The following is a 12,106-nucleotide window of genomic DNA, read 5'->3' as shown; positions in this document are numbered from 1 at the left end:
GCAAGGGGTGCTGCAGCTCACCGTCTGGCGCAGCAATGGCAGCAGCTTCGAAGCCGGGAGCAGCACCCCCCTCGGCGCACCGCAGGCCGAACAGCAGTTCCACGCCGCCGACGTGAACGGCGACGGGCGCAGCGATCTGGTCCGGATCTGGCGCAATTCCGAAGACAACGCGGTCGCCAGCACCTGGACCGCCGACGGTCCCGCCTATCGTTTCGCCACCAGCAGCAGCCTCGGGCCGTGGATCGCCGGCGGCCACTATCGCGTGGTCGGGGAAGGATCAGGCGAATGCGAGCTCGTGCGCAACTCGCTCGACTCGACTGGCGCGCCAACCGTCGATCGCTGGTACTACCGCAACGGCTTCGACCTGGCCGGCAGCGAGCGCCTCGCAGGCCCGCCGGCACCGGCACCGCTCATGCGCCACGCCCAGATCCTGCAGCAGGCAGGCGAAGCGCCCGTCGTCCGTCACTTCCAGCAGACCCTGCCGGCACCCGGCGGCAGCGCCACGAACGGTGGCAGCACACTGCTCGCCGACCTCGCGGTGAGCGATCTACAGATCACGCCGCACGGTGACTGGTCGCCTGGCGACCTGGTCACCGTCTCCTGGAGCACCGCCAACCAGGGTCTGATCGACACCGTCGGCGGTTGGAGCGAGCGGCTCGAAGTGCGCAACAGCAGCACCGGCGAACTGGTCCTTCGGCAGGAAATCGACAACGACCCCGCGGCCGGCGGCACGCCCCTGGCGGTCGGCGAAAGCCGCCCGCGCTCGCTGTCCCTCGCCTGGCCAGGCGGCAACGCCAGCGCCGGCCGCATCAAGTTCCGGGTCGTCGTCGACTGCTACGACACGATCGCCGAGCCAGGCAGCACCGGCACCGCCGACGACAACAATGAGGCAATTCGCTGGGTCGACAACGGCCCTGACCTGCAGGTGCGCAATCTGCGCGTCCTCTCCGGCAGCCTCGCCGCAGGTGCCCTCATCGACATCACCTGGGAAGATTTCAACGCGGGCGCCATCGCCAGCCAGGCCGGCTGGGACGACCACCTGCAGATTCGCAAGCTCGACAGCGGCGAAATCCTCTGCGACCTGCTGCTGCCCTACGATCCGCTGCAAGCCGGCCAGGGGTCGATCGCCGCCGGAACCTCGCGGCAGCGCAGTCAATCGTTCAGACTACCGGACGGCATCCGCGGCAGCGGGTGGATCGAGATCAGCGTCAGCGCCGACGAAAACCAGGCCGGCCGCGGTGCGCTCTTCGAAACCAGCCACACCGGCGACGCCGAAAGCAACAATCGTGCGGCGCTCCACGTGACCTCGCTCACCACCCCCTACCCCGACCTGCGCGTCAACCGCCTGCAGGCGCCCGGCAACGGCATCGGCAGCATGCCGATCAGCGTCGCCTGGACGGTTTCCAATCAGGGCGGCATCGACAGCGACGCCAGCTGGGACGACGAACTGGTCTACAGCAACGACACGCTGATCGGCAACGAAGACGACCTGCCGCTGGCCACCGTTCGTCACCACGGCGGGCTGCGTGTCGGCGAGAGCTACAGCCAGAGGGTGAGCGTCGCACTGCCGGTGCGTGGCGCCGGACGCTACTACCTTGGAATCCGCAGCGACCGTGCCGGTGAGCTGCTCGAACCCGACACGCGTGCCGACAACCAGAGCGACGCATTGGCCATCGACCTCGTCGCACCGTATGCCGACCTCGTCCCGGTCAACCTGAGCACCCCGACGGCCGCCCTGAGCGGTGAGCGCATCACGCTCGACTGGCTGGTGATCAACCGGGGCAACGCCAACACCGATCAGCCCCAGTGGAACGATCGTCTGCTGCTCTCCAGGGACGCCCAGGCCAGCCAGGATGATCTCGTTCTGGCCGACGCGCTGCTGCATTCCGGTGGTCTGGCGCCTGGCGAAACCTGCGCGGACCAGGCGACGATCGTCCTGCCACACGACCTGAGCGGCGATTACTACCTTATCCTGCACACCAACCCGGACGGCACGGTGGACGAAGCGACGGCGAGCGATGAGCAACGCGCCGCCAACAATCTCCTCGTCAGCAGCGGCACGCTGCATATCTCGCTCAGCCCGACCCCCGATCTGACGGTGGTCGACCTGCGTGCCCCCGACCTCCTGCGACCCGGTGACACCGCCAGTTTGAGCTACACGGTGAGCAACCAGGGCAGCGCCGCAAGTTCTGCCGCCTGGTGGGACCGCATCTACCTCGACCGCGGCACGCAGTTCGAGCCACTCGAGGTCGCCGCCGTCCTCAACAGCCAGCCCCTCGCACCCGGCAAGAGCGTCACCCACATGCTCACCGTGGAGCTGCCTGGCAACATCGAAGAAGGCGATTTCCGCTGGCTGGTACACACCGATGCCGACGACGCCCTCCACGAACGTCTCGGCGAAGACAACAACCGGACCAGCACCACGCTACACGTCGCCCGGCCCGACCTGGCGATCACCGCCCTGCAGGGTCCGGCCCTCGCCCGCTCGGGTGATCGGATCAGGGTGCAATGGCAGGTCCACAACCGCGGCGCCACCGCGTCCGGTGACTGGATCGACGCTGTCTACCTCGTCCAGGGAACGGCAAGACGGCCGCTCGGCGAACTGGTCCGGCAGGGCGGACTGGCGGCGGGCGCCGGCTACGACGCAGCGGCCGAGTTCGAGTTGCCGCTCGACTGTCGTGGCGACTATCGGCTTCTCGTGGTCACCGACGCCACCGGGCAGGTGGACGACCATGACCCGCAGGACAACCGGGACGAATTGCCGCTCAGCGTCGAGCAGTCACCCTGGGCTGATCTCGCGGTAACCGAAGTCAGTGCCCCGCAACGCGTGATCGGCGACCCGGCGCGCTTCTCCGTACGCTGGACGGTCAGCAATCAGGGCACCGGCGCCGGCCGGAGCACGGCCTGGAGCGAACACGTGATCCTCTCGACCGACGAGCTGCTCGGCAACGAAGACGACCGCGTCGTCGCCGAGTATCGCCAGCCGACGACACTTGCCCCCGGCGAAGCCGCCTCGCGCGAGGTGGAGGTGACCCTGCCGCCAGCAACCTCGGCACGCTACCGGCTGTTCGTCGTCGCCGATCCGTCGGGTGAAGTGTTCGAGAACTCTTCGCGCACCAACAACATTGACCACCTGCCACACGTACTCGACATCCTGCCCACCACCTATGCCGACCTGCAGGTGATTTCGCTCACCACCCAGGGAGCGCCGGCCAGCGGCCAGCCGCTGCGCGTCGAGTGGGAAGTCATCAATCGGGGCATCGACACCACCGACACCGGCGACTGGTGGGACGAAGTCTGGCTGAGCCGCAATCCGGATGGCAGCGACATCATTGCCAGCTTCGAGCCGGCCAGCCACATCGGCCAGTTGGCGCCGGGTGAGAGCTACCGTCGCAGCCTCGAGTTGAGGCTGCCCGACGGCGTCGCCGGCGACCACTACTTCAACGTGCGCACCGGCGGCCCCTTCGAATTCATCTTCGCCGACAACAACACCGCCAGCTCGCCAGTCGTCCCGATCACCCTGTCCAGTTCGCCCGATCTCATCGTCGCAAGCATCTCATTCCCCGCGGCCGCGCGGGAAGACGAGTTGATCGACGTTTCGTGGACCGTGCTCAACCAGGGACAGGCGGCGGCCAGCGGAATCTGGCAGGACGCGCTCTGGCTGGTACCAGCCAGCGGCGGCGAGGCGATCGAACTGGGTCGCTTCAGCTACGACCGCAATCTCGCCGCTGGCGTGAGCTATACGCGCAGCGAGCAGCTTCGCCTGCCAGTGCGGAGCGAAGGCCTCTACCGGCTGCAGGTGGTGAGCAATGCCGGGGCTGGCCCTGACGGTACGCAACCCTACGAACACGGCGTCGCGCGCGACAACAATGCGCGCCTCTCGGCCGACCTGATCGCCGTCGGCCTCAAGCAGCGCCCCGACCTGCGACTGACCGCCCTGAGCATCCCGCAACGGGCGAGCGCCGGTGGTACGCTAGCGGCTCGCTACTCGGTGAGCAACTTCGGAACGGCAGCGAGCAGCGGCCACTGGACCGACAAGGTCTATCTCTCGCCCGACGCCAGCCTGAGCGCCGACGACCAGCTGGTCGGCGACTTCGCCAGCCTCGGCGCGCTCGCACCCGGCGAAAGCTACGCCAACGAGTCGGCGCTGATCGACATTCCGCTGCGCCAGCGCGGCGATGCCTTCCTGATCGTCGTCGCAGACGGCAACAGCGAGGTCGACGAATTCCCGAACGAAACCAACAATGTGCATGTCGCACCGTTCCGCGTCGACCCGCTGCCCTTCGCCGACCTCGTGACCAGCGATGTCGTCGCCCCCGATCAGGGCGTGCACGGGGCCAGCATCGGGGTGCGCTACCGGGTAGCCAACCTGGGCAGCGCCCGCACGCGCGGCGAAACAGCTTCCGTTGATGGCTGGACCGACAGCCTCTGGCTGACACGCGACGCGCGCCGCCCGGGCGCCTGGAAAGGCGACATCCTCCTGGGTAGCTTCAACCATGCCGGAAAGCTCGAGGCCGGTGAAGACTATCGTGGCGACGTCCAGGTAGCCCTGCCCGACGACCTGGTTTCCGGCCAGTACTACCTCACGGTGTGGAGCGACACCTATGACCTCATCCTCGAAGACACGCTGGCCACCCAGATCAATCCCGACGATCCCCAACAGATCGACAACAACAACTATCGCGCGCGGCCGATCAGCATCCTGGGCAGTACGCCACCCGATCTGGTACTGGGCGAAATCATCGGCCCGACAAATGCCGATGCTGGCGGCAATTACAGCTACAGTTACAGCGTCTTCAACCGCGGCGATCGCTTCACCGGCGACTGGATCGACTCGGTCTACCTGAGCGACCATCCGGACCTCGCCGCCGCCCAAGAAGTCTGGCACCTGGCCGACCATGCCCACCGCCTCAGTCTCGGCGATGGCGAGCGCTACACCGTCAACCAGACGCTGGCGCTCGCGCCGTCGACAACGGGCCGCTTCCTCGTCGTACATACCGATGCGGACAATCAGGTGGACGAGTCCAACGAGCGCAACAACAGCCGCAGCACGACTTCCCTGCTCGGCGGCCAGGCGGCCGACCTGCGGGTCAGCGAACTGCGCAGCGAGACCGACCGCTTCTCGGGCGAGGAAACCAACGTCAACTGGACGGTGAGCAATTCCGGCGCCGCGGTCTGGTCGGGTACACGCTTCTGGGTCGACGCCGTCTACCTGAGCCGTGACTCGAACTTCATTCCTGACCGCGCGCAGCGCCTCGCCAGCGTGACTCACGCCAACGTAAGCGGACTCGCCAGCGGCGGCAGCTACACGGCTTCGGTACGGGTCCGACTGCCGGCTGGTGGCGACGGCCTGTACTACCTCCACGTGGTCACCGATGCCGACCCCGAGGGAAGCGGTCCGTCCCTCGGTCCGGCCAGGCAGGAACTGACCTCCGGCGGCGACAACAACATCGCGCGTGACCATCACTATGCCAGTTCGGTCTATGAAGCAGCCGGCAACGACAACAATCTGCGCAGCGTGGCACTGCCCGTGATCTACCGCGAAGCGGACCTGCAAATCGACGAAATTGCCCTCTCGACGAGCTCGGTCAACTCCGGCGACCCCCTGACCGCAAGCTGGAAAGTCAGCAACCACGGCAGCCGTGAAACACGCACCGACGCGTGGTTCGACGGGCTCTATCTGTCGCGTGACGCCTCTCTCGACGCAGGAGACTATCCACTGCTCGATGGTGGCTCCGGACTGGCTGCCAAGGGCATCAGCCTGAGCGACAACGGCCGGCCGAAATACCTGCAGCCGGGCGAATCCTATACCGCCTCGGCAAGTTTCAATCTGCCCGACTCGATCAGTGGCGACTTCCATCTCATCCTGCGCACCGACACCACGATCAGCAGCAACCCCTGGGAGAACAGCACGATCCGCGCAGGGCTGCCCGGCCTGGCGAGCTTCGGCAACGCCAGCGGAATGGTCGAGGAGTTCCGTGACGAAGGCAACAACGAAGCATCCACGCTTCTCTCGGTGACACCCAGAACGTCGCCGGATCTACAGGTCAGCGAAGTCGGCGCTCCCGCCAGCGCCATCGCCGGCCAGTCTCTGGCCGTGCACTGGCGAGTGGTCAATGCCGGTGGTGACACGCCCGCTGACCAGACGACCTGGAACGACCTGGTGTATCTCTCCAGGGACCGCTTCCTCGATCTCACTCAGGATCATTATCTCGGCTACGTCGAGCATTCCGGGGGACTGGCCAGCGGCGACAGCTATGAGTCCCGGCTGCAGATGGACACGCCGCCCGACCTCAGCGGTCCCTATTACGTCTTCGTGGTCAGCGACCCGGTGCGCGCCTGGGGAAGCGGCGAGAGCGGCAAGCTGCGCGAATTCGGCAACGAACAGAACAACGCCGGCGCGGCGCCACAACCGCTGCACATCGCTATGCCACCCGCCGCCGATCTCAAGCTGCTGCAGGCCACCGTCCCCGCCAGCGGCCGGGTGGGTGAGGAAATCCATATCGACTTCGCGGTAGTCAACGACTCGATCAACACCGCTCATGGCCACTGGACCGACGCCCTCTACCTGTCCGCCGACACCACCTGGGACCTCGGCGACCTGCTGATCGGCAAGGTCGGGCACAGCGGCGATCTGGCCGGCGGCAGCGCCTATCAGGCCACGCTGAGCACACACCTGCCGCCGGTCAAGGAGGGTCAGTGGCATGTCATCGTCCGGCCCGACCTCTACAACGACGTCTTCGAGGGCAGCATCGGCCTGCTGACGAGCGGGCTCGAGCTGCCATCGGGCGAAGCCAACAACCGCACTGCCGCAGGCGCCACGCTGCAGGTGCAAATACCCGAACTGCCGATCCGCAGTCCGCTCGCAACCACGCTGAGTCCCGGTGAGGAACGGGTATACCGGCTCAGCGTCGCGGCCGGCGAGACCCTGCGCGTCAGTCTCGACGCGCTGGTGGCCGAAGGCAGCAACGAACTTTACCTGCGCTACGGAGACATCCCGACCGGCTACAGCTTCGACGCCGCCTATGGCAACCCGGTCGCCGCCGACCAGCAGGCACTGGTCAGCGATACACGCGCCGGCAATTATTACCTGCTGCTGCGCGCGCGTCAGGGCGCAGCGCAGTCGCCAGTCAGCCTGCGTGCCGATCTGTTGCCGCTCTCGATCAGCCATATCAGCCCGGACCACGGCGGCACAGGCAACGACCGGCAGCCCTGGGTCACCGTAGACATCCATGGCGCCCACTTCCAGGCCGGCGCTCTCGTCAGGCTCTCGCGCCCTGGAGTGTTCGAGGCGGAACCCGAGCGCTGGCAGGTTCTCGACGCCACCCACATCCGCGCCGTGTTCGATACCCGACGTCTGCCGCTCGGACTTTACGATCTGACGATCACCAACCCCGACGGCCAACAAGTCACCGAAGCCCAACGATTTCTGGTCGAACGCGGCATCGAGAGCGAAGTGACGATCGGCATCGGCGGCCCGCGCAGACTCGACCCCGGAGACAGCGCCACCTACAGCGTCTCGCTGCAGAGCCTGGGCAATCTCGATACACCCTATGTACATTTCGTGGCCGGCGTACCCGAGATGGGTTATAGCGCCGACCTCCTCGCCGGCCTGCCGCTGCCCTATCTCGTCCTGGGCAGCGCGCCGGGCAGCCAGCCCGACGGCAGACTGCTCGACCCCGCGGGCAACACCCAGCGCTATGGTCCAACACCCAGCCAGGGCCTCAACCGCAGCGACATTCCCTGGGCACGACTCGACGCCTTGCACAACAGCAATGGCAGCAACCTGGCGCCGGCTTACGCCTGGGATGTTGCAGGCGGCGGCTTCGTCGGCTCGGCGTTCACCCTGCAGACCTATCCTGGACTGGCCGAATGGCTGAACTGGGACTTCGCAGGCCTGCGCGAAAAGCTCTACACGCTGCGACCGACCTGGCGGACACAAGGACTGCTCGATGGCGGGGTGGCGGATCTCGACCGGATCGCCGCCGGTCTGAGCAGAAAGTTCCTGTCCAGGGTCGCCAACGAGCACCTTGGCGGACTCGAAACGCTGGCGATGCCATTCCGCTTCGACGTGGTTGCTGCCGCCACCCCGTTGACCCGGGACGAATTCATTGCCGAGCAGAAGAGCTATGCGTCGAAGCTGCGTGCGGCCATCATCGGCGATCCCGCGGCGGCTCCCAGCCTGGCCGCACTGGCGGCCGATACCGGTCAGTGGCAGAGCGCCTGGCTGGCTGCCCTGGAAGCTGCGGGACTACTGCAACCGTCTGACGAAGCACCACCGATTCGCGAGCAGCCAAAGGTGCTGAGTCTCAATGCAACCCTGGCCAGCGGCATCGTGCTCGGCAAAGGTGGCGAGATCTACCGCACCCAGGCCGACCTCCTGGGTTTTTTCGCCAAGGTTCAGGAATGGTATGGCGATACTGCCCGTTACTCCGGTGATCCCGACGCGCGCCAGGCTCCGGTCGACTACGTGGAAGTACGCCAGAGCCTCGATGGCACGGTCGATGTTCCGGTTTCCCACAGTGCCGAGCGCGGGCAGTTCGAACTCGCCGCCAGTCACGAGACGCACTTCGTCGACTTCGACGTCTTCGTCGGCGGCCGATCCGAACTCGAGTACCTGCGCCACATCGGTGTCCTCGACGGAGAGTTCCGGCCAGTTACCGGTCAGTCGCTCAATCTGGCGCGCTACCTGCAAGCCGACGCCCGGCAGTCTGCCGGCAGCAGCGCGGCGTTGAGCGTCCGCCCCCCGCAAGCTCTGCGTGGCACCGATGGCCGGGCCTATGTTCCGCGCGGCACCGCCCTTCCCTACAGCCTCGTCTTCACCAATCCGGGCGAGAACCCGGCCGGCGAGTTGCGTATCGTCAGCCAGCTTGACCCAGTTCTCGATCCACGCTCGTTCCGCCTCGGCGACCTGCGCATCGGCAACATCGATGTCCACCTGCCTGGCGAGCGCGCCAGCTTCCAGGGCGATTTCGACTTTACTGCCAGCCAGGGCTTCATTCTGCGCGTCAGCGCCGGAGTTGATACAGCGAGCCGAATGGCCACCTGGCTGCTGCAGGCGATCGACCCGGACAGCGGCGAGGTACTGCGCGACCGCAGCCGCGGCCTGCTGGCAACGGCCGCTGACGCATCCCGCTCGGCTGCCGGTTCGGCACCACAGGGTTTCGTCAGCTACACCGTACGCGCCTCCGACGAGGCGCCTTCGGGAAGCGAGATCGGCGCTGCGTCGCGCCTGTTTATCGATGCGACGCCACCGATCGACGGCTCGGCGGCGAGCGTCAGGCTCGACGCCGGTGCACCGCAGACGACGCTCACGGTCAACACCCTCGGCCAGACAGGACCCGACCTCGCGCCGACCTTCGAGCTGCAATGGAGTGCACGCGACGATCTTGCGGGCATCGCCTCGGTCACCCTCCACGTCGCGGAGAACGGCGGCGATCTCCACATCTGGCAGCGTCGGCTCGGCCCGCAGACCACCCGGGCGCTATTCACTGGCGAGGCAGGCAAGCGCTACGAATTCCTTGCCGTCGCCACCGACCGGGCAGGCAACACCGAGGCCACGACACTGAGCAACGCGGCGCTGCCGGAGGATGGCGCTCGTCAGGAAGCGCTGGCTGGCCTGGGCATCAATGAAACGCTGTCGCAAACCACAGCCACACCGCTCGCCGCGCACGACCGCAGCTACCCGACCAATCCCCTGTTCGCCGAGGCCATCCGACAACTGCCGGGAACAGTCGCCAGCAGCTCGGGCAGCGACCTGCGCTCGGTGCTTGCACCTTTCGCCCTGCGCGGTTTTGCCCACGGCTATGCAGCCAGCGCCGCCGACATCGGTGCGCAGGCGCTGGTCGAGATGCCCGATCACCACATCCTGGCGAGTGCCGGGACGCTACGCAACCAAGTCTACAGTTACCACCCGGACGGCCTTCAGTCGACAGACGATCCGGGCATGCCGCTGTTTGCCCTCGATACGCCGGTGATCGATCTGGCCGTCGACGCGCTCGGACAGTTGTGGGTGATGACCGGCAACGAGCTGCTGCAGGTCGATCCGGCCAGTGGCGGCATTCTGCGGCGCCTGCAGCCGCCTGGAGGAGAACCTCTGACCCATGCCTTGGCGGTCGATCCGCGAAATGGTGAGATCTACGCTTCCACGCGCACCGGCATAGTGGTTTTTGACCCGGCTGCGACGGATACGGCAAGTGCCTGGCGTCGCTTCAGCAAGCAAGCGGTTGGCGACCTCGCTTTCGCACCCGATGGACGGCTGTGGGCAGTCAGATGGACCGGTGGTGCCATCCCGGGGGTGGCGGCCGATGCCAATACCGAGATCGTCAGCTTCCCGCTGAGCGGACCGGGGGTCGGCCGCGCCGAAATCGAGTACCGGGTTTCCGGTATCCTCGACAGCATCGCCTTCGGTGTGCCTGACACGCCGCTGGCCGGCTTGCTGCTGGCCAGCAGTCAGCCCGGCCAGCACCCCGTGCCGGGCACCGGGGCCGAAGCGGCAGACGAGGGCGGGGTCTGGATGATCGAGCTGGCCAGCCGGGAACGACTGCAACTCGCATCGGGTGGTACACGCGGTGAGGCAATCGTCGCCACCCACGATGGTCGCATTCTCGTCGCCGGGACCCGGCACATCGACGAGATCGCGCTGCGCCATGCGCCACTGGTCAAGGCTGTCACCGTACCCGATGGCGCACTCGTACCGTTGCCACTGCAGCAGATCGGTGTCGTCTTCGACCAGGAAATGTGGACCGGAGAGGGAGGCGACGACGGCAGCGTACTCAATCCGGCCAACTACACGCTGCACGTGCTGAACGCTGTCACCGAGAGCCAGGCTGCCCGCCACCCGGCCGCCATCCGCTGGGACGCCGCCAGCCACACCGCCTGGCTCGCCTGGGATGGACTGGTGGCGGACGACTACCGCCTGGAAATCGCCGGCTGCCTGCGAAGCGCTGCGGAAATCCCTGTCAAGAGCGGCTTCGAAACGCACTTCACCACGCTGAACGATCTGAGTCAGCACCTGCGTCTCGATTTCTCGCGCACCCGCGCCAACCGCGCAACCGGCACGATCAGTTACGATGTCAATCTGACCAACATCGGAAATGAGGAACTTTCTGGTCCGCTGGTGCTGCTGCTCGATCCGGGCCGTTACTTCGACCAGGCGATTGCCGGCGCCACCCCGGGCAGCGGCGACCAGTCCGATCTCTGGCTGCTCGATCTCGGCGAAGCACTGCAGAAGCTGGGCGGCAAGCTCGCGGTCGGCGCAACCATCGCCGAGCAGACGGTCAGCATCGTTCCGGCCAGCCGTTTCGCCGTCCGCGCCGGGATGGCTGACCTGCTCAAGGCCAATCTCGGACACGGGATCTACGCCGCACCCCAGACCAATCAAGCACCGTCGCTGAGCGTTGCCGGCGAAATCGACGCCGACCACCTGCCGACCGCGGTGGCCGGTGAAGCCTGGAGTGTACAGATCGAAGCTGTCGACCCCGACGGCAGTCGCATCTACTGGCAGTTGGTCGAGGCACCAGACGGCATCAGCCTGACCGCGCAGGAGGAGGTCCAGAGCAGGGACGATGGCTCGCATGCCCTGGCCATCCTCGCCTGGACGCCCGCCACGACAGCCGACGCCAGCAGTGAAATCGTCGTCCGCGTCGCAGACAGCCGTGGCGGTTTTGCCCTGCGCCGCTGGCCACTGGCCGTCGACGGTGGCAACCATGTTCCGGTCATCGCGACGGTGGGCAACCTCTCGCTGCGGGAAGGCGAAACACTGTCCTTGGCGCTGCGCGCCGCCGATGCCGACGGCGACCGGCTCACCCTGGCAGTGAGCGGGCTGCCGCCCGGCGCCACGTTCGACGCGGCCAGTGGCCGGCTGAGCTGGACGCCCGGCTACGACCAGGCGGGCAACTGGCCTGCGCTGACTGTCCACGCCAGCGACGGCAGGTCGATCGCCAGTCAGTCCTTTGCCATCACGGTGGAAGCAGCGCATGCCGACCCGCGACTCGCGGCGCTGCCCTTGCAGGCATTGCGCGAGGGCGAAGCCTGCACGCTGCAGCTCGACGGCCGGGTGCCTGGCGTGATGCCGGGCATCCGGCAGACGGACGGCAGCGTGCTG

1 protein-coding gene is annotated in these 12,106 nt (G+C 66.8%); it reads left to right on the top strand.

Annotated elements, in window-relative coordinates:
- Positions 1-12,106: CARDB domain-containing protein (locus JNK99_RS13210; protein WP_291853881.1), on the top strand; the 12,106-nt coding region annotated here is incomplete at both ends.

Origin of the sequence: Accumulibacter sp. (assembly GCF_016789985.1) — a bacterium.
Lineage (GTDB): Bacteria > Pseudomonadota > Gammaproteobacteria > Burkholderiales > Rhodocyclaceae > Accumulibacter.
Note: the sequence above shows the minus strand (reverse complement) of the source record. Positions and strands in the feature narration are given on the sequence as shown.